This window comes from Ohtaekwangia kribbensis, from assembly GCF_042676245.1.
In the GTDB taxonomy this organism is placed as follows: domain Bacteria; phylum Bacteroidota; class Bacteroidia; order Cytophagales; family Cyclobacteriaceae; genus Ohtaekwangia; species Ohtaekwangia kribbensis.
Genome location: NZ_JBHTKA010000001.1, coordinates 2,235,784 through 2,257,367, shown reverse-complemented (window position 1 = coordinate 2,257,367; position 21,584 = coordinate 2,235,784). Strand labels below are relative to the sequence as shown.

Below are 21,584 nucleotides of genomic sequence, written 5' to 3'. Positions count from 1 at the left end.
CAGTTTCTCGTAAGCCTAAGAATTACCGTGTTGCTATTCGCCTCTTTCTCATCTACTCTACCTAAGGCGAATATTATTTGTACTGCGATGTCGGAATTGTCTTTAGCTGAAATTATAGGAAGGTAGTCGTATTGAACTTTTGAAAAAACAACCCCCAACTATGATCCGTTTATCAGGTATAAAACTGGTATTGTCTGTTACGTTCCTAATTCTATCACTCTTTCCCGCAGCGGGAGTCTTTGCCCAATGTGTAGGCTTGCCTGCTGTCTCATCGCTGGGTAGTAACAAATTCCCGGTAGGGCTATGTGCCCCCGTTAATGCCAACGTAACGTACAACGTTTCATTTACATCACCGGTACCGGCAGGAACGTTGGAACTTATATATGACTGGAGTGATGGAAGTCCGCAGGAAGTAATTCCGCTAGTAACTGGTAATACACAATATTCAGCTGCACGAACACATACTTTTCCGGCCGAGAGTGATTGCGAGTATCCGGTGGTTATCACGCTGCGATATAACGGTGTGCTCTGTACAAATACAAGACAGTTGCAGAAGATCGCTTCCTGGAGAACGGATAATCACAACGGAGCTGAGATTGGACTTGTTGTTCCGGGTACCGGACTAACGGAGCACTTTGTCTGCGAAGGAGATAACATTGGTATATCCTTTAAAGACGAAAGTAAATGGAACTGTAGTTCTCAATATATAGAGACTCCTCCCAATCCTATTGAAACTCCCAATACGGAAGGCCGCTGGCAACAGATCATTTACAATACAGGAAGTGGAAGCAAGATTCCGAATATCAGCATTGATGGTATTCCGGTAACGGGTAATGGCGGTGCTAATGTCATTACAAACTATAACGACCCGCGCGGTATAGCCTTTATGGCAAGCCCCGTATATTATGAAGATGCACGCAGAAGACCTTCGTTGCTCATCTCGGCACCCGGTGGCTTTGGTGCAGGTTTTCCAAAGGCAGGCGATTCATTTGCGATCACGTTACGCTACTGGAACTTTTGTAATCCGTATGATGATCCTGCTATACCAGGTCCTCCGGTTGATGCAGCGAATGGTGATCACCCTCCCGTTGTAAGAACATCCTATATAAGAATTGTAGCTCCGCCCACGGCACCTGTAGCAACCAATCAATCCGTTTGCAATGGTACAACACCGTCTGCTTTTACGGTAACCGGTGTACCTACTGCTAATATAGTTCGTTGGTATGCAAATATTCCGAACCCGGATCGTCCCGGCAGTTTGATTGCAACGAGCAGGACACTCGCCATAACAGCGCATCCGGAATGGGTAAACAACACAACAGCAGGTGCTATGAAAGTGTGGGTAAGTCACCAGGCGACAACAGCTGGTGCTACCAATTGTGAAAGTCCAAAAACTTTAGTAGTGCGTGCTATACGTGAAAGTCTCACCGTTCCCGATCCCGTTATTCCTCTTCAAACCGATGTTTGTAACCGGAGTCCTGTAACGGTATCACTGCCTGCACCGGTTGTTGAACCGGTAGGCGGTGCTACATCCTATATATGGACAGGTTCCAGCGGTGTAACGCTTACTTCGAGCTCTGCGTCTTCAGCAACGTTCTCAACCAACATTACAAACTTTGGTACGGCCCTATATGTAGATCGCACCATAACCGTTACGCGTCAGTATACTGCGGCACCTACCTGTGCCAAGGCACGCGTGTTCACCATTCGTATTTACAAGCCTGCTGTTGCAGGTGTGCTGGCACCTGTAGCCGATGTATGTGAAAATGTAGCTGTGAGTCCGATAACGCTGAGCGGCTATACCGGTGACATTGCGCGCTGGGAAGTCAAAAAAGATGCCGGTAATTATGAGTTATATACCGGAGGTGCTTCGGGTGCATCGATCACACCTGGAATTTTAACTGCGGGTGTATATACCTTTCGTGCTGTTGTCAAGAATGGCGGATGTAATGAAGTATATAGTAATGAAGAAATCGTTGAAGTTTTTGCGCAGCCTGTAAAAGCAAGCGCTGGTCAGGATCAGTTTATCTGTACATCATTGAGTTCTGCTGCACTGGATGGAAGCAACCCGGCTCCAGGCACCGGGGTATGGTCGTATGTGTCCAGTATACCGGCAGGTTTACCGGCACCGGCTTTTTCTACCCATGCGAATGATCCACATACATCTATATCGGTGCAGGCCGCGTATGCCGGTGTATATAGAATGCGTTGGACTGTAGTCAATGGATTATGTTCCAGCTTTGATGATGTTATTATTGATTTCGGTACCAATCCTTCTGATCCGGACGCAGGACAAGACCGCGCCGTATGTGCGCAGATTGCAGACCTGCAAGGCAACGCACCGGCTATTGGTTCTGGTACTTGGACTGTAGTAAGCGGGCCCGGTTGTAGTGGCGATGCTTGTCCGGTTACAATTGTTACACCTACATCTCCAACTTCGATGGTGGAGTTGAAAGGACCAACCTATACCTATGGTAATTATACTTTTCGTTGGTCGATCAGCAGCGGTGGTAATAATTGCTTTTTGAAATCCGATGAAGTGACCATTCGCTTTGATGAGCCGATTCGTGTGAGTGCTTCCAACGTACAGGATATATGCCTGGATGCAACGAAGCTTGATCCGATTAAAATTACCGGCACGGTAGAAGGTATATTTTCACAAGCCTCCTGGCAACTTGTTTCCGGCACGGGTACGGTAACGGCCAGTACCATAACCGGCTCGGGTATATATACTGTTGAAGCTTCCTATATACCTACTGCGAATGACTATACGAGCGGTGCTCCCATACAGGTAAAACTCTCAGCGCAACCCAATGCCTCCAGTTCCTGTAATTCGGTAGAGCAAACAATTAATATTATCATGGATCGCAAGCCGAATGCAGATGCCGGTGTAAATATGCCGTTTGTTTGTAACGACTATGTGAAACTGAATGCAGCAGCTCCGCTCTATGGCGCTGTTGGTACATGGACCAGTACGCAACCCGGTATAATGTTCGATAATCCGAACGATCCGCAGACAACGGTACGAAATTTACCGGCAGCACCGGGCAGTGCTGTAGTAACGTGGACGGTAACAAGTGCCAGTGGTAAATGTATATCAGATCCATCGTCTGTTACCCTTACGCGTGTAAACCCTCCGTTGATAAATGACCTGAATCTTACCGAATGCGAAGTAAGCAATGGCACCACGAGTGTGATCCTTTCTAATTATGATAATTCAGTTACACCGCTGGCAGCTGGTCAGCGTGAAGTAACGTGGTATAAAGATGCGGCACCTCCCACCGGTACGTTGATCACCAACCCGGCTACAGCACAGGTAAATGTTGCCAACGGACAGGTATATATAGCACGCGTCCGCGAGTTGAATACGAGTTGTACAAGCGATGCCCGTGTTACTGTCAACGTAAGACCGTTGCCGAAAGTAATGAACGGACTGGTAACACTTTGTGAAGAGACTCCGGGCAGTGGCACAGTTTCCGGAATTAACCTGATGGGTGCGCAGTATACCGGTTCCATTACCAGTGAAGCGAACGTGAATATAGCCTGGTATAACAGCGAGGCTGATGCTTTCAATAATGTAGCTCCGATCACACAACCTATTATGGTTACCTATGCCAAAGAAGTTTATGCGCGTGTTACCTATCGCGATGCACCGGCATGCTATACCCTGGCGAAGCTGAACATCGTGGTAAACTCTAGTCCGTCTATCACAACAATCTTCGGTCGCGAGTCGGTTTGTCAGGGATCAATAATGTCCAATGTGGAGATATACCAGGTTACACCTATACCGGGAGCAAAATACTATTGGGACATACCGACACAGTTCGTGGTATTTGGTGGTGGAACGGAAAATGACTTTTATGTGATGCTGCAATTCCCGAATGTATATACCGGCACCATCCGGGTGCGAGCTGAGCGGAGTGGTTGCAGTGGTCGTGTGATTGAAAAAACGATCACCGTACTATCAGCGCCTGCGCGACCGGTGATCCGCGGTGCAGATGTGGTTTGTGAAGACAATACCGGTATAGCATTTAATGTATCGCCCAATAATTATCCTGCATCCGTATATAACTGGGAGATTCGCAGGGCTTCGGATAATTCCATTGGTGGTGCTGATATTATTGAAGGACAGACGACCGGAAATATACTTGTAAACTTTTTGAAAGAAGATGTTATTCTTTCAGTTCGTGAGAACAATGCTATCTGTGCGAGTCCGGAGGCTACCAAAGTAATTACGGTTACAGATGCTCCACAGGCAACGCTGGCGGTGGAGAAAGATATAACGTGCTTCCTGGCAAAAGATGGTGCTATACGCACTACTGTTGCCAGTGGAACAACTCCGTATACCGAGTATAAAATATTGCAGACGGGTGCGACCGATGCGAATCTCGATGGTGTATTCGAAAATTTAGGACAAGGCAGTTATAGCGTTCGTGTAAAAGATGCCAATGGCTGCGAAGCTACTACCAATACCGTTGTGCTGATGCAACCTTCGCAGGTAACTATCACCGGTGTAAATGTACTGACGGATGCCAACGGCTTTCATGTCAGTTGTAAAGATGCCAGCGATGGTGCCATAACAGTTTCATTCTCCGGTGGCAGCAATACTGCTGACTATTCGGCCACGCTCAATCGTGCCGGCGATCTGAATGTTGTAAAACTGACGGGTAGTAATTCTTTAACGTTTACCAACCTGTTGCCCGGTACCTATACCATTGTAGTAGAAGATGCGAAAGGCTGTGCTTCTCAACCTGCCGTGGCATTCCTGGTGAATCCGCCTGTGTTCTACGGTGGTCTTATCGGTACAAATCAAAGTATATGTTCAGGAGCAGATCCTGCGCGCATAGAAGAATTAGCACCTGCCTCCGGTGATGTAGGCAATTATACGTATGAATGGCAGGAGTCGGCAACGGGTAATTTGAACAATGATGCGGAATGGACAACGATACCGGGTGCTACGGGTATAGCATACGATCCTACTGTATTGACAACAATACGTCCGGAAGGAGAGCAGCGTCATTACAGGCGATTAACGCGCAGTATATCTACGTTACATGGTACACCTGTGTCGTGTGAGGTAAAAGGAAAAACCGAAAAAGTGACGATCACTATTAATCCGATTCCGCAGGTAACATTCCGCGCAAATGCAACCGAAGTTTGTTACGGTGATCCGCTGTCGTTGCTGCTGGATGTTACCGTGGGTACGGCACCCATCGAATATGAATATAGCTCTGTCTTAACGGGAAGATCTCCGAAGCGTCAGGGCGGAAAGAATACGATCATTGCTATACCTGATTTTAAAGCGAATGATACCTATACATTGGTAAGTGTTACGGATGCGAATGGTTGTGCTGTTGGGCAATTGCCACCACCGGTATCGGTAAATGTTATACTGGTAAATCCTGTATTTACCGTATCAGGTTCGGGTACACAATGTGATGGCGGAGAGTTTACGTTTGGCTGGAATGTTGAGAACGGAGTAGACTATCGTTGGGAATGGTCTGACGGAACCATCACAGAAATTACAGCGGGTACATTGCCGCTGGGCGCACAACAGATCACACACCGTTTCCCGATAGGGTCCAACCAGGAGTCCACAGTATACCCGGTGAAATTGTTTGCCAAGCATCCAGCCTGTATTGAGAAATATACCACGCAGTCAATAACGGTGTTCCCGGCTATTGCGATTAATATAGGGGAACCAGATGCTTCGGTTTGCAGTGGAGAAACTGTAACGTTCCGCGACAATTCAGCCGGTGTTGATCATGGTAAATGGTTTTACCGCGAGCTGGGCACAACGGCACGCCTGGACGAAAAGCCTGGCGCACAACGTGCCGTAAGCTTTACATTGAACAATTATACTTCGAAAGATCCGATCATCTACGAAGTGGTATATGAAGCTTTCAATAATGAAGGTTGCAGAGCAGAGTATAAAAAGCCGATAACTGTTTATAGAGGAACCGTAGTAGACTTTTCGGTCGGTCCGGTATCCATTGTAAAAGGAGAGGTGTCTCAGGTTACGATTACCAACACAAGTCCTTCCATTGAACCACAAAACTTCGAGTATATCTGGGACTTCGGACAGCACTCTGCGGTTTCCGAAGGTGATGGCATTACAAACGATGTACAATATTTCTCTCCGGGCCAAAAGAATGTTACACTCACTGCGGTTAACCGGATGGCATCGCAGGCCGGTGAGTACTGCGTGTCTATCGTAAGCAAACAGATTAATATACCGGTACAGGAATTGAAGGCTTCGTTTATCGCAACACCTACTGCGGCATGTTACCCGGTAAGTATACAGGTGATGAACTCCACCACCGGTGCCGATACGTTCTTGTGGAAAGTATATAATCAGGGAGCCTTGGTTACTACCTCGAACCTACGCAACCCCGTGTTCAAGATCAGCAACCCCGGTATATATGATCTGTACATGACGGCCAGTTATTCTGCTACAGGACAATCTGCGGATGCAGAGTTTAAAGGTATACAGGTGTTTGATGTTCCGCAGGCTTCGTTCGCGGTGCGCTCGGGTGTTATCTATGTTCCGGATACGGAACTGGATATAACCAATTTTTCTACAGGCGCAGATATATATACCTGGCTCTTTGGTGATGGCGGTACATCCTCTGACTTTGAACCGAAATATACCTATCAACAGGAAGGTACGTATGTAGTTACCCTGCTGGCCGGAAGAGACTACGGTGATCAGGACCGGAATGGCGATGGCATATCGGATGGTGTACTGGCATGTTACGATACAGCACAGCAGGAGATCGTAGCCGTTGCGGGCGGTTCGATTGTAATACCCAATGCCTTTACACCAAGTGCTGCCGGTCCTTCGGGTGGGCGTCCTACAGCAGGCAGCATCAACGATGTGTTTATGCCGAAAGTGAGCGGTATCACGGAATATACCATGCAGATCTTTAACCGTTGGGGCACACTGATTTTTGAAAGCCGTGACCCGGATATAGGATGGGATGGCTACGATCGTAACGGCAAGTTTATGCCGGCCGGTGTATACGTTTACAAGATTGCCTTGACACAGTCAGACGGGCAACGCATTACACGATTGGGTGATGTTACCCTGATTCGTTAACCATGATTATATATTTCAAGACACTCTTTGCAGAATCAAACAACATGAAAACTATATATCTTAGCCTTAGCTTTATTCTGATTACGTGTGCTGCCTTTGCACAAGACCCGCAGTTCTCCCAATATTACCAGGCACCACTCTATCTGAATCCGGGGTTTACGGGCATTACGCCACGGCAGCGTTTTGTGTTGAATCACAGGTTGCAGTGGCCCAGTCTGCCGCAGGCATTTTCAACGTATGCGGCATCGTACGACATCTTTATAAATCAGATACGAAGTGGTATAGGTTTTATGATCACGTCTGATCGCATGGGCTCCGCCAACTGGAGAAGTACAACGGTAAGTGCGCTATATTCTTATAAGATAAAGCTGAATGATCAGATTGTTTTTTCTCCCGGACTTTCATTCGGATACGGAACCAATGGTATAGATCGTTCGAAACTGCGCATGGGCGATGATCTTGAATATAACGGTACATCGCTCGACCCCGCTCTGAACCAGATACAACGTCCGAGTTATTTTGATTTTGGTTCCGGCTTTTTACTATACTCGAAGAAACTCTGGTTTGGTGCTTCCTTCATGCACATGAACCGACCCAATCTTTCCGTGTTGGGTGAAGAGAGCCGTTTGCCAATCAAGACTGCTATACATGCTGGTATGCGACTGGAGCTGAATCAAGGACTTCGCTCCGGAAGAGCAGCCTACCTGACGCCATCATTTATATACCGCATGCAAGGTTCTTCTTTTTCACAACTTGACCTCGGAGTAAATTTTCACATCGACCCGGTATCGGTAGGGGTGTGGTATAGAGGAAAGCCTTTTTCAAAAGATATCGCTAATTCAATCGAACAGGATGCACTGATACTTTTTACCGGCCTATATCTCAAGCGCATAACCGTAGGCTATAGCTACGACTTTACAATCTCTCAACTGGAAACTTCATCCGGAGGTGCTCACGAATTTTCATTGACCTACGAACTACCTTCACGCAACGACAAAACCCGCAAGAAAAATAAACTCATTCCATGCCCCGCATTCTACAGTAAACCTGACTTCTGGTAATAATACGCTAAATATACCTCGTTCTTCAAAATATTTCCTGAAGTCTTTCTCAGGAAGATTTTACGAAAATCAAAGCGGACAGCGAGTAAAAAATATTTTTTTCTTTTAAAGAATGAAATTAGTTTTGTGACATATTGAATCACTAATCTCATATAGGGTGATTCTACGTCTACCGTGACGATGATCTAGCAGAAAAATCTTGTTAAGGAAAAAACGGCAGTCATAATCTAAAAAGATATGTCATGCTGATTTTTTTATGCGTTTTACTCAGGCAGAAAGTTCCGCCTTAGCTCGCGTGGTATATATGGTCTATAGATCATCAACTTAATCTGAAAACTTTTTTGACATTTTTTTAAAAAATACTATGACAGTAATAATTATTGGCGCAGGTATAGGTGGATTGTGTCTTGCTCAATTTTTGAAGAAGAACGGAGTAAATGTTCAAGTGTTTGAACGAGACGCAAGTCCCTGGGATAGAAAGCAAGGATATCGTTTGCACCTTGATGCTGACGGTATTGATTCTATTCGGGAATCCTTATCTGACAATCTATTTCAATTGTTTGAGCTAACGTCAACCCATGCACTTCCTTATACAACAATCCTGAACACGGATCTTACATTAAAAAGGAGAATTCCTATTGATGAATATAGCAAGACAAAACATCATATTGAAAATGGTGTAGCAAAACACCTTAATGTAAACCGTGCAACATTGCGAGAGATATTGTTGATGGGCCTGGAAGATATATGTCACTACGGTGCGAAGTTCCGTCATTACGAATCCGAGGGTAATACTGTCACTGCATATTTCGAGGACGGTAGATTTGCAAAAGGTGACTTGCTGATTGGTGCTGATGGGACAAGCTCTGTTGTAAGAAAACAGAGAGCGCCAGAAGCACAGTTTATGGATTCAGGAGCGAGAGCAATCTATGGAAAGTTTAGACTTGAAGATGCAAGAAGAGTCTTGCCTCAATTATGTACGGCTGATGTTTTTACAGCAGCTTCAGATTCACGAAAGTTAATCTTAGGAGTAGGTCCGGTTATTTTTCCGGTGAGACCTGATCTGGCAACCCAATGCCTGGGTATTGAAAATGTACTGCATGAACAGCATGACTATGTAGGCTGTATTGTATCAGGGCGCAAAGAATTTTTTGGTAGCGATATAGAGAACCGGAATAAGACGAGTGACGAATTGCAACAGATGGCTATAGATCTGTTACATCAGTGGCCTGGTGATGCACATCTTGCGCCCGCTGCTGCCGAGAAAGGTTCTTTCTTTTATATCCAGATGAATTCAAGTATACCTTTTGCATTATCGTCTCATCCGAATGTAACTCTTTTAGGCGATGCCATTCATACCATGACACCGAGTTTAGGACGAGGAGCAAATGTTGCTTTAAGAGATTCTATCCTGCTTGGTAAGGAAGTTATCAATGTTGTAAACGGAAGTAAAACGCTTTCAGAGTCTCTCAGGGATTACGAAGCAGAGATGACCGAATATGGATTTGGCGTAGTACGATATTCAGCTGAAATGGGAACCCGGTTATTAGGGCAAAACGCACTGCCGCAGTTTCTATAAAACATCTATTTGAATCCTGAAGTTACCCTCATTCTGATATATAGGTTGATTCAGTTTGATGTTTGAAAAAAAACAAAACAGGGCGCAAGGGTGCGTCCTGTTTTCTTGGTTAAATTATTGAATGTTCTAGTTCTTGATAATTTTCACTTCGATTGCAGAAGCGGCATCTGTACTTTGTATGATATATATTCCCGAGGCAAAACGCTTCATATCAAACGTTCCTGTCCAATTGCTTCCGTTACGCTGAAGTTCTAGTGTTGCTACAGGCTGACCAGCAGCGTTGATCAATCGGAATATATTCAGGTCATGATTGGAGGCCGGTACTTCAATATGGAGTTCATTTACTACCGGGTTAGGGTATACCGATACCGAAACAGCATCATGTTCGCTGCCAGCGATGATCATCTCGCGCGTTGCCGAAGTTATACAGCCGTTAAACGTTGCTTCCACTGTATATACACCCGATTTTGTTGCTGTTATAGCCTGTTCCGTAGCACCCGGTAATATACTTTGATTAAAGTACCACTGGTTACCGCCGGTATAGTTACTTACCAGCGAGTCGCCTTTCACTTCGATCGTGACATTTTTCGGAGCTACAATTTCCGCTACTACGGCCTGGCGTGTTCCTTCACAACCCATCGCGCTCACCGCTGCTACATAGTATGTTTTGGTTTGTTGCAATACCGGTGTAGTATATGATTTCTCTTTCTGACCGGCTATCGGTGTTGTTGCCTGTGCGGATTCATACCAGCGGTAAGAGCCATTGCCAGGAGCACCGCTAGCGTTTAATGTTACGGCACCGCTGTCGCACAGTTTACCATTCTGTACTGATACTTCCGTAGGCTTCTCCACCTGGATGGCAACAGTCTTTACAACGGACTGGCTACAGCTGTTGATAGCCGCAGTAACAACCAGGGTATCGATGCCTGCTGTTAAACCTGCGTTCGGAACTTTTACCTGTATCGCACTACCGTTACCCGTAACCGGTGCTGATGCCAGGGTTGAATTTTTTACCTGTGCTGTATAGGTTATATAGGACTGTGAATTGCTGATCTGAACCACTGCGTCTGAACCGGAACAAATATTTTGAGCGGTTACAGCAAAATCAGATTGAACGGTTGGCCATCCGAAGTTTACTGTAAAGCGATTGTTGCCATAGCTTGCTGCCTGCGATGTTACTGCGAAGCTATACGATTTAGCATCGCGTACGTTGATGGTGCTGTTGGTGAAGTTATCGGTTAATGATATCTGTAATGCGGCAGGGAACGTTTCATACTCTGAAAAATTAAGGGTATAGTTACCGGCCGCTATATCGGTTACATTCAGTTTTATACTGTTGTTACAACCCAGTGCAGGCAGTGAGTTGATGGCGAGTGCTTGTCCATCTGCCATTAAGCTCGACAGGTTGAAAGTAGCGTTGGCAAGTTTTAACGCATCAGCGTGCGAGTCAAATTTTTCAGAGGCATCATCACGGAAGTGTACTACGGCTTCATCGCGTGTAGTTGTATTCGCCAGCGTGATGCGCAGCAGATTTTCCGGAGTAGCTTTTCTGTAGAATGTAGTTTGTGTACCGGCTGCCTTCACGTTTTCGTCAGCTGCCAGCACAGGCGTTCCGTTGCCGTTTGCTTTCACCCAAAAGCCTTGTCCCATTGCGATGCGGCTAGACCCACCGTTGGTTCCGGTAACACCATTCCACGCTGCAATTTGTGTATTGGTCAAACCGTTGTCGCGTATATATATAGCGGCATCAACGTTTGTCTTGGTCCAGCCTTTTGCAGCATCCCAATCAATGGTTGAAGGAAAGGGATTACCCACCAGGTTCCAGCCGTCATTACCAATTTTACCACTGGATGTAAAGGTCAGTGGAAATGCTACTGGCGTTACGTTACCTGCGTTGATCTCCCCGCGAACATCCCACAATGCCGTTGTCATCAAGTTACCGCGAACAAACATGGCGTAACCTTTTCCCGGTGTAAGTGTTTCTGTGTTTGATGCAACCGGAAAGTTTTCATAACCATCATCCGCATCGGCTATACCATTCTTGTTTAAGTCGGTAAGAATTTTTTCGTTGTATGCGAACATCGATGCTGCCGTGGTACAGCCGCTGCATTTGCTGGTTCCGGTAAATGCACCGGTAATGGAAATTTCTTTCTGTATATCGGCTACCGTAGCGGCTTGCAACGGAGAGGCTATGTAACGATAGATTCTGCCTTTGCCCGGTCCTTCAATCGCCATATAGCGTTGTACGGTAACACTACCCGATACTTTAGCTCCTGCAGGAAGTATACCGATGGCTGCATCGCGTGTAGGACTGTCGCCTGTCGAGAGCAGCGTAAGTATAGCTGTGTTTGCACTTCCGTCAGCATCAAAAACTACGTTGTTCCCAAGGGTAAGCACACCAGCCAGATTCTGACTGCTTTCTATACTTGCTCCTGTAGCAACCGATGTATTGGTTACCGTTATATTGTTGAATGTGTTTACGCTGTTGCTGGTAATGGTTTGTTTACCGCTGGTACCGGATAATTTCAATGTACCATTGTTGTGTGTATAGGTACCTGCAGTAAGGCTGAAGTTATTTTTGAGATCAAGTGTTGAAGATGGTGCTGTAAACTTCGTGCCAGCTATAGCCAACAGTCCATTTACGGTTACATCAGCTGAGCCACCCTGAAATATACCATCGCCAAAAGTGGCAGTACTTCCCACACTCACCGGGTTGGCGCCCTGGCTGATCGTACCGGTATAGCCTGTCTGTATATTCAGACTATACATGGTGGCGTTCATGTCAATGGTACAGTTTGTTACTTTGTTACTTTCAAAATATACTGCGTCAGCGGCTGTTGGTACACCTGCTCCGCCCGTACCACCTGCTGCTGTTGACCAGTTTGCTGCATTGCTCCAAACGGAATTCGATGATGCCACCCAGTGCATATTTGATCCGGGATAAGCTACCATCCACCAGGGTTGTAAGTTAGTGGCGTTAATTGATGGAATCGTAACTGTGTTAGCTGTAGCGTTAACAACACCTCCGGAGATATAGTCAACCCAGCTTGACGTAGTAGCATTCCAGCGCTGTGCTGTTAATTTGCTTTCGAGACTAACTTCGTTGGGAGCGTCATACTCCGTACCTACATAAGATATGATCACATTGTTCAATGTAGGTTTTGTTGTATACCCTACAGCATTGATCTGCCAGAAGCGGTCTACCGCGAATGAAGATATATCAGCACCGGTTGCACCGTTCAGGTTTGTTACTCCCGTAGGGCGCACACTGTTATTGGAAGTTGTATGATACGTTGAGAATTTGAATAGACCGCTGCCTGTACCAGCCGTTTTGGTAAATGTAAGCGGTATATAATTGCTGCTGCCATAACCCCACGGTATAGTATAGGTACCGGTAGTGGTGCGCATGTTCCATTGCACAATATTGTTTTCGCCTTCGCTGATAATGTGCCCGCTGCTGTTCCGCGTAATTGCGTTGGTAGCAGGGTTATCAATTACCACAGTGGCACCATTGGCAAGTGTAACTTTTCCTCCATTCAGTATAAGTCTTCCCTGTGCAAACACCGTGGATGCGGTGAGGAGTAACATGGCAACCCCGGCCATGCACACAACGATATTTCTTATTTTCTGGGCCATGGTATAGCAGGTTAAAAGCGTTGTCTTATTGAATAACGGTTATATCTAATGTAACATTACCGATCGAACGAGCCGTAACATCCGAGTTGGTGAAGCCGATGGTAATGCTGTTGTTTGCATCAACACGTGACCATGCTATACCGATGCCGGTAGGCAATGAAGTTCTTGGGTTGATGATTACCGTTGCGTTGGGAGTTGCTCCGGTTACGGTTACTTTTACCTGGCGTGTACCCGTATAGTTGAAAGCTGTATTGTCGTTAAAGCTCACACTGGTCTTCATCATGTTGGTAAGTACTGTACCGGCACTTCCTAATTTATAGGTGCCTGCTACATCCAGTTTCGCGGTCGGACTTGTCGTACCTATACCTATATTACCACTTCCATCGATGCGCATGCGTTCGTTGGAACCTTGTGAAGTACCACCGGTCATGAAGATAACGGCTTTGGCAACTGTACCGGTACCAATCAACAGGTTCTGTCCTATATTATACAGGTAAGCATCGTTGGCCGCACCCATTACACCACCGTTATAGCTTCCGCTGTTTATACCCATGTTTACATAGTTGGTGGTTTCGCTTCCATTGTTGGCAGTAGCTACAACATCCGAAGATGCATTGTTGCCTGATGAAAGGTTCTGTATATTAAACTGCAGGTAATTATTGATTGTACCTTTTGAGTATAGCGCGTTAACAGAAGTTGTTGTACCGGCATCGATCAATACCTTTTCAGGGTTGGTGCCATCAAATGTAGCGCTACCGACAGCCATTCTTCCGTTTTGCAGACGCATGATTTCTGTTGTGGCTGTAGTCTGAAAATTATAGCTGCTGAAAACCATCGGCTCATCACCGTCATCGCCTACTATAAAATCAAGACCTCCGTTGTTGTTACTGCCGCGTGCACCGAACTCGAAGAAGTCAGTACCAGCCGAGCTACCTTTCATACGGAAGTTCCCATTGGCATCTACAAAAAATTTAGGTTTGTAGAAGTTTGCTGCAGGCGCTTCAAACTGCATGGCGGAGCGCACGTAACTTACTTTCTCAGTACCATCCGTATAGTCAGTATAATTTTGAATAAGTCCTAAAGTTTCGCGTGTACCCATTTCGAGATACGACTGACTGTTTGATTTAAAGATGAGTTGTTTGTTATCGGTAGTTCCGATAAAGTTGGTGGCCGCTGCTGTGCCGGCATTACCTTTCAGTGACCAGCCTCCGTTGCCGGAAGAATTTTGCACCATAAAAGGTATCCAGGTCGTACCACTCCAGTAATAAAAACCAGGCACCACATTGTTAGGCTCCGTGCCTGCAGTAGCTGTGTTATATACCAGCAAACTTACTGCTGGTGATGTTACAGGTCCTGCAGTGTTAGTAGCAGTCAAGGCTACGCGTGGTATAAGAACTCCGGATGTGGTGGACGAAATATCCAGCATCGCAGAAGCGTCAGGTGTGGCACCCGTTGCATTAACGCCAACGTTCTGTGCGCGCAGTGTGGAGAAAAATCCCAGGCTAAGTATACCTGTCAGCAGCACAGACATCCATACAAACTTTTTCATACTTCTCATTTCTTTTAACTCTTGATTGGCATTTGACAAGAAGTCGACCAAAGCAGGTAGCGTGTCTGAAGGCAATGAAAATGCATGTACTATATTTGTGCTTTGTCAAGAAAAATGAGATTCGTTTTTCCGGAAAGTTAGAATACGATCAGTTAAAGAGCTTTTAAAGCTTTGACCGGCTTCATTTTTAAAATCACATCATACATAAAATGTGATTTTTTATAAGGGGATCATTGGAGGATAATCCGTTAATAAGATTCATAAAATCAAATTGGGAATAATTCCAGAATGGATTTGAACGATGAAAGGTAAAATCTGGCGTTGAATGCTTTACAAACGTTGCTGAATGGATGTTTGTGAAATCCACACTCCACTCTTTATTTATATGGAACGGTGTATTGCTGATGCCTGCCCGCAAGAGAAAGAAGTCCGCAATAATTTTACGCTGTTCGCTTTTTTACAATTCGTGCCGCTGCCCGTCTGTTTCCTTTGCTAAAGATTTTTACCGGGACAAATCTTTAAAAATTGTAAAATCAAACATCATGAAAACGAATAACATTTTAATGGTGATCAGTGTATTCACCATTTTCCTATTGTCAAAGTGTAATACCCAACATCCACAGAACAATGCGAAACTCGAAGAAGCGAAGGCAGCCATCGCAGCCAGTAACAATATTTACTTTGAAGCTTTTGCAAAAGGTGACTCTTCGATCTTTATTAATCGTTACGCAAAAGACTGTTGTATTCTCGCTCCCAACGTACCGGCTATGTGCGGTGAGGATGCTCCACTCCATTTTTTCAGAGTTGCGTATCACGATATAGGTTTACGAAACGGAAAGTTTATTACTACCGCGGTATATGGCGATGGTGAAGAATATGTTACCGAGGAAGGACTATGGCAATCATTTGATGCCAACAACGTAATGTTCGATGACGGTAAATTTCTTGTCTTGTGGAAGAAAACTCCGGAAGGCTGGAAGATGTACCGCGACTCCTTCAGCAGTAATAAGAAGTAATTATAGTATGCCGACTGACAGGCCACTCATTGAACCGGTCAGTCGGTATAGAATTACTTTTTAACGAAACGAATAACTTTACTTCTGCGCGGACTTTGCAGTTTCACAAAGTGTGCTCCGGCAACCAGATTCCCCAGATCCAGCGTAATTACATTTCTGCCTTGCAGGTTTGATTGCGTGTAGTGTATTCGGCCATATACATCCATAACCTCAAGTGCAGTATAGGAACCATCAGAATGGATAGTGAATTCCCGTTCTACCAGCGTTGGCCACGCGGTCACTGTTTCTCCTGCTATATATTTTTCGATTGCCTCATTACTGGTGCGGGCGGAAGTACTCACGGGTTCCAGTAGCCATTGAGCGCTTTGCCAACTGGTATAGATCGTGCCGTGCTGCGCATAACTAGCAAGGTTCTCAATATGTATAAAGTGATTGCTCTGCCATACATTCTTAAACCGTATATATCCACTGCCGGCATCTTCCGTAGACCATCGCGAACTGGACCATCCGGGTGTGCGCGTGGTACATTGTATATAACCGGTAAGATTTTCAATATGCATGTATTCGCCTGTACTGACGTTGCGCAGCTCACGCTGTCCATTGCCTATATCTTCCATTGCCCACTGATACGTTGTGCCCGAGGGTGATGTGCCGTAGCGCACGCGATCACCACCATCGTACAAGTATGTATTCTGCCAGCGGTTCCTGATATAGTATGCGGACGATGGTTGTGATGTGCCACTGGCAAATTGTACCCAGTTTATGTTGTAGCCGCCTGTTGTAGCGTATAGTCGTAACGTTTGCACCCCGGCTGTTAAAACCGCTGTAGTTGTGATGGTAGTCCAGTTTTGCCAGCCACCGGTGTTCGGTATAGCAGCAGTAGTCAGCATGGTGGAGCCATTTCGTAATTGTAGTTGTCCACCGGTGTTCGGACTTGCCACCCGCAGGCTAATGGTATAGCTACCGGCTGATGCTACATTGACAGAATAATCCATCCAGTCGTTGGCATCGATCCACCCTACATTTGTGCCACCACCACTGTCTGATGTGTTTTCGGTTTGTATACCATTCATGGCGCTATAACTTTCAGCCTGAATGGTGCCTGGTATGGGAGAAGCTGTAGGCGGACTTCCGCCATCTACATTGTTCATAACAGCTACAGCATCATTCAGGCGCAATGCTACAAAGTGATTGAAGGCGGTGTTCAGCTGTGCCTGTTTAGCAGCATCGTTTAAATATTTTTTACGAAGTGTAAATAACCGGTGTACATTCCGGAGATCATTTTCCGTATAGGGCACTCCGGTATATTGCTGAATGCGTACCAGGTATCGGAATCCGTTTTCAACGGTGGGTTCAAATATAGTGCCCTCACCAAAATCGTTGAAGGTGGCAAGTTGAAGGAAGTCCAGGTTGGATTTATACTGATCATATCGGCCGAGTGTCTCATTCAGAGTCACTCCGTTGTTTTCAGGTATATAAAAATAGCTGGATCCTGCACCGCCTTCCACATAGTAATCATGAAAGCCGGGATAGGCGACACCCATCACCGTTTTCAGTGTTGGTGCGCGGTTGCTATAGAAGTTTGTAATGCCGGTAAGATAGTCGCTATAAATCCAGGTATATTCTCCGTCAGCAGCAGAGCCGGCATCGCTCGACTCATACCAAAGTGTCAGGAACTCAACATCTTCACCGGCATGGGAGAGTATATCTGTCCAGGCCGCCGGTGTCTGATGTGTGATCGGTCCGAATACACCTACCAACGGGTCGTTACCGCTACCATGCCGTATATAGTTTGACTTATTGAAATAGTTATCACGCGCATACGCTATACTGTTTCGGGCATTCTGAATATTTCCCCAGAAGCGATCCTCGAGTATCAGTCCGAATTGTATACCTACCGAAGATGTCTTGTCGATCATGGCGTTGGAGTTGGTGAGCAGACTTCCTACATCACCATTGCTCCCTTCTGATCCATACCAATCCATCAGTACACCATCTATACCGGCAAGTTTCATAAGCAGAAGGTGATATTCGACTACATGAGGATCGTTACTCGCATACGGCCCGATAAGCGGATAGTAGTGCGAGGCGATCTGCCGTCTGCCATTCGCATCTACTATATTCGGGTTACGCGTATTCATTGTCCAATGCCAGCCCCACGAGTAATTTTGTCCGGCAACCGGATTTTGTGGAGCATCGAACCACGGCATATAGTGCATATATACTTTGGTGGTATTGGTTTTAGGAACCTGGGCAGGCTGACTATAGAGGGATACTGTACCCGTAAAAACCAGCAGCCATAAAATGAAGAACCGTAAGAATGTTTTCATAATGCAAACAAGTTTTGGTTAAATGAAACTATATATTGACCGGCAGGGCAGGCGAAGGTCAAGATCAGCGAGATATCACGGAATAGCCGTAAACGTTTTCGATGTTATAGAACAATTTTGATTTCGGGAAAAGAAAAAAATAGAAAAATAGCTTTTGATCTTTTTCAAACGGTTGCAAAAATGGAGGTGATGATTAACGTTTTAACAGTTGATGAAAAACAGCCGAGATGTTGTCACACTCATGTCTTAACAATATATACTATAGCAGCAGTTAAATGGTGCCGTATAGTTTACACGGTAGTGATGTCGATTTATAGTCTTACGATATTGAATTTCTTGGCAAGTTGATTCACAATCATGCCGGCAAAGCTGAATGCAAGCACAACCATCCAGTCTGACGTGCTGATCGGAAAAATAGATAACACTTTTTTAACAGGTTCTATCAGATGCAATATCGCGATGATACCTATACATATACCAAGCGAAAACCAGACGTATCGGTTGCGTACAATTTCAGAACGAAAGAAATTACTTTCTGATGCATGCATGTTAAATACATGAAGCAATTGCGAACCGATCATCGTAAAGAAAAGTATATTGTTAGCGCGGTTCGTGTCCCATTCACTGCCACTGTCCAGACTATAGTGTCCAAAGAATACAGCACCTATACTGGCAGCACTGATTATCGCAGAGTAGAAGATAATGCCTTTCCAATGTGGCGTGTCAATGATTGGTTCGCGGGTACTGCGTGGCGGATGTTTCATCACCATGGCGTTACCGGGTGTAAGCCCTAAAGCAATAGCAGGGAGTACATCCGTGATCAGGTTTATAAAGAGTATCTGCAATGGAAGCAGTGTAAAATTCAGGTTAAGTGTTGCCGATACAGCAATGGTAAACAATTCACTCAGGTTACAGGATAATAGAAAGATCACGAACTTCCGGATGTTATCGAAGATGACGCGGCCTTGTTTAATAGCACGCACGATCGATGAAAACGAATCATCTTGTAAAATCATGTCCGCTACATCCTGGGCAACCTGTGTTCCGCGTTGGCCCATCGCTATACCTATATCTGCTTTCTTGAGTGCAGGCGCGTCATTAACACCATCGCCTGTCATGCCTACGATGTGTTCTTTATCCTGGTATACCTGGATAAGATCGAGTTTATGGCCGGGCGTAACACGGGCAAAGACGTGGCTGTTCAGCCACTTGTCTTTATCCTGGTCGGTTAGCTGATTATATGCTTTCATGGATACACCCAGTATAGCATCTTCTTTGACACCGGATACGATACCCAACTGGCGGGCAATCTCTTTTGCGGTCTGCGGATGATCGCCCGTGATCATCACTACTTTTATACCGGCTGTTTTACATTCATGTATAGCCTGCGCAACATCTGCTCTGGGGGGATCGATCAATCCGATCATGCCGAGAAAAGTAAGATCAGTGGCTTCTGCAGTTTCACTGTTGTTTTCTTTTGATGCCAGCCCGATAACTTTATACCCGGACGCAGCAAGTTTTTCGCCTTCGCGCAAAAGGTTTTGCTTTGATTCATTTGAAAGTATCTCCTGGTTCTGATGCTGCTTTTGACAGAGTTTCAGAATTTCTTCCAGTGCTCCTTTTGCATAGAGTATATATCCTGATTCTTTCTTGTGCACCGTAAGCATCCGCTTGCTTTCTGATGAGAATGGTTCTTCATTTACTTTCGGAAACTGTTTGCGTACTTCTTCAATCGCTATATACTGTTGAGCATAGTTTAGCAACGCAATCTCCAGCGGGTCGCCAATTTCTTTGCCATCTCCATCGGCTGTCGCTGTGTTGCAGAGAATGCAAGCCTCTAATATAGGTTGATGTGTATCCTGGGATGACTCCGCAGAAGGGAAGATCTCTTTCACCGTCATGCGGTTTTCTGTAAGTGTACCAGTCTTATCCGTGCAGATCACCGTGGTGCCTCCCAACGTTTCCACTGCCGATAATTTTTTTACAAGTACGTTATGCCGTGCCATGGCAAGCATGCCGCGCGCTAACCCCAGCGTGGCAACAATGGGAAGTCCTTCCGGTATAGCGGCTACAGCCAGTGCAATTGAAGTGTTGAGCACTTGCATCAGGTCTTGTCCCATCTGCCATCCTATAATAAAAATGATCACTACCAATACCACGGTAATCTGAATCAGCCGCTTGCTGAGCACTTCCAATTTCTTTTCCAACGGAGTGGCTGTCTGTTTTGCCGATTGAACCATGTTAGCAATTTTACCAAGCTCAGTTTTCATGCCGGTGCCCGTAACAATACACCAGCCGTTTCCATTAGTAACAAAAGTTCCTTTGAACAACATGTTGGTTTGCTCAGCCAATGGAGTATCGTTGCCCAGTATATCGGTCTTTTTTTCGGCTGGTACTGATTCGCCTGTCAAGGCAGATTCATTTACCTGCAGACGCGAGAGTTTAAAAAGTCTGCCATCAGCGGGCATCATATCACCCGCCTCGAGAAAGAGTATATCTCCGGGCACTATTTCAGCAGCATCCATCTCGTTAAGCTTGCCATCGCGCATTACTTTGGCGCGTACGGTAGAAAGTTTTTGCAATGCTTCCATCGAACGGCTTGCCTGGAATTCCATATAGAACCCGATGAGCGAATTCACCAGGATCACAATCAGTATAGCACCTGCATCAAGCCACTCCTGAAAATATAGCGACATACCCGCTGCGAATATCAACAGGTATACAATCGGACTTTTAAACTGTCGTAACAGAATCAGCCACCAGGGTTGCTGCTTGCTTTGTTCAAGCACGTTGCGGCCAAATTCCTGTAATCTTTTTTGCGCGAGCCCGGTTGAAATACCGCGGTCCGTATCGGTCTGTAACTGATTAACGACAGTGTTGATATCTATACTATATTCAGCTTGCATACGTGTAAATTTATTCTGACCATAGCGATCTGGCCGCACTCTTCAAGACAATCTGTTCCGTAAAAATATATGCCACTCGGGTTTTGCCGGATAGCAAACTATAGAGATATCTTACAATCTCATCAAGTAACGTATGTCCTGTATCGTAATTTATATAAAGGTTCGTGTGTTTCGTGCAGAAGGTAAAGATCGCCTGCGCGCAAATGCAAAATTGGAACGGATACGTGCAGGAAACCTGATTTTTGTCAGGTTTTGATGCGCTGGCGACCTGTGCAAATCATAATCGAACACGGATGGGCTACGTGCGGCACTTAGGTATGCTAAGGGTAATACTTAGATTCATTTTCTTTATATAGGTGATAGCCGGAATATGCGAGAGTTTCGAGTTTTGTACTGTGTTATGTGAGA

8 protein-coding genes are annotated in these 21,584 nt (G+C 45.5%); 4 read left to right on the top strand and 4 right to left on the bottom strand.

What is annotated here, in order from left to right:
* The first annotated feature begins 160 nt into the window (after nt 1–160).
* From ACFQ21_RS09100 to ACFQ21_RS09090, 3 genes are all read left to right on the top strand, one after another.
* The gene (locus ACFQ21_RS09100; RefSeq protein WP_377577948.1) at nt 161–7,099 is read left to right on the top strand and encodes a T9SS type B sorting domain-containing protein; all 6,939 of its coding nucleotides are present in this window, start codon (nt 161–163) and stop codon (nt 7,097–7,099) included.
* Nucleotides 7,100–7,101: 2 nt separating this feature from the next.
* A complete protein-coding gene (locus ACFQ21_RS09095; protein WP_377577946.1) occupies nt 7,102–8,160 on the top strand; it encodes a PorP/SprF family type IX secretion system membrane protein in 1,059 nt (352 codons plus the stop codon).
* 364 nt (nt 8,161–8,524) lie between these two features.
* Complete coding sequence (locus ACFQ21_RS09090) at nt 8,525–9,739, top strand: FAD-dependent oxidoreductase (RefSeq protein ID WP_377577943.1); 1,215 nt, start codon at nt 8,525–8,527, stop codon at nt 9,737–9,739.
* A gap of 126 nt (nt 9,740–9,865) precedes the next feature.
* Here ACFQ21_RS09090 and ACFQ21_RS09085 read toward each other — a convergent pair whose 3' ends face one another.
* Nucleotides 9,866–13,375 (bottom strand): Ig-like domain-containing protein, encoded by a 3,510-nt coding sequence (locus ACFQ21_RS09085; protein WP_377577940.1) that lies wholly within the window; start codon nt 13,373–13,375, stop codon nt 9,866–9,868.
* Nucleotides 13,376–13,400: 25 nt separating this feature from the next.
* Nucleotides 13,401–14,924 (bottom strand): hypothetical protein, encoded by a 1,524-nt coding sequence (locus ACFQ21_RS09080; RefSeq protein WP_377577937.1) that lies wholly within the window; start codon nt 14,922–14,924, stop codon nt 13,401–13,403.
* 542 nt (nt 14,925–15,466) lie between these two features.
* Between ACFQ21_RS09080 and ACFQ21_RS09075 the strand changes: the two genes are divergently transcribed.
* Complete coding sequence (locus tag ACFQ21_RS09075; protein ID WP_377577934.1) at nt 15,467–15,940, top strand: YybH family protein; 474 nt, start codon at nt 15,467–15,469, stop codon at nt 15,938–15,940.
* Nucleotides 15,941–15,993: 53 nt separating this feature from the next.
* Here the strand turns inward: ACFQ21_RS09075 and ACFQ21_RS09070 are convergent, their stop codons facing one another.
* Together ACFQ21_RS09070 and ACFQ21_RS09065 are read right to left on the bottom strand one after the other, a co-directional pair.
* Nucleotides 15,994–18,270 (bottom strand): carbohydrate-binding protein, encoded by a 2,277-nt coding sequence (locus ACFQ21_RS09070; RefSeq protein WP_377577931.1) that lies wholly within the window; start codon nt 18,268–18,270, stop codon nt 15,994–15,996.
* 311 nt (nt 18,271–18,581) lie between these two features.
* Nucleotides 18,582–21,176, bottom strand: coding sequence for a cation-translocating P-type ATPase (locus tag ACFQ21_RS09065; RefSeq protein ID WP_377577928.1), 2,595 nt, complete (start codon nt 21,174–21,176; stop codon nt 18,582–18,584).
* Nucleotides 21,177–21,584 lie beyond the last annotated feature (408 nt).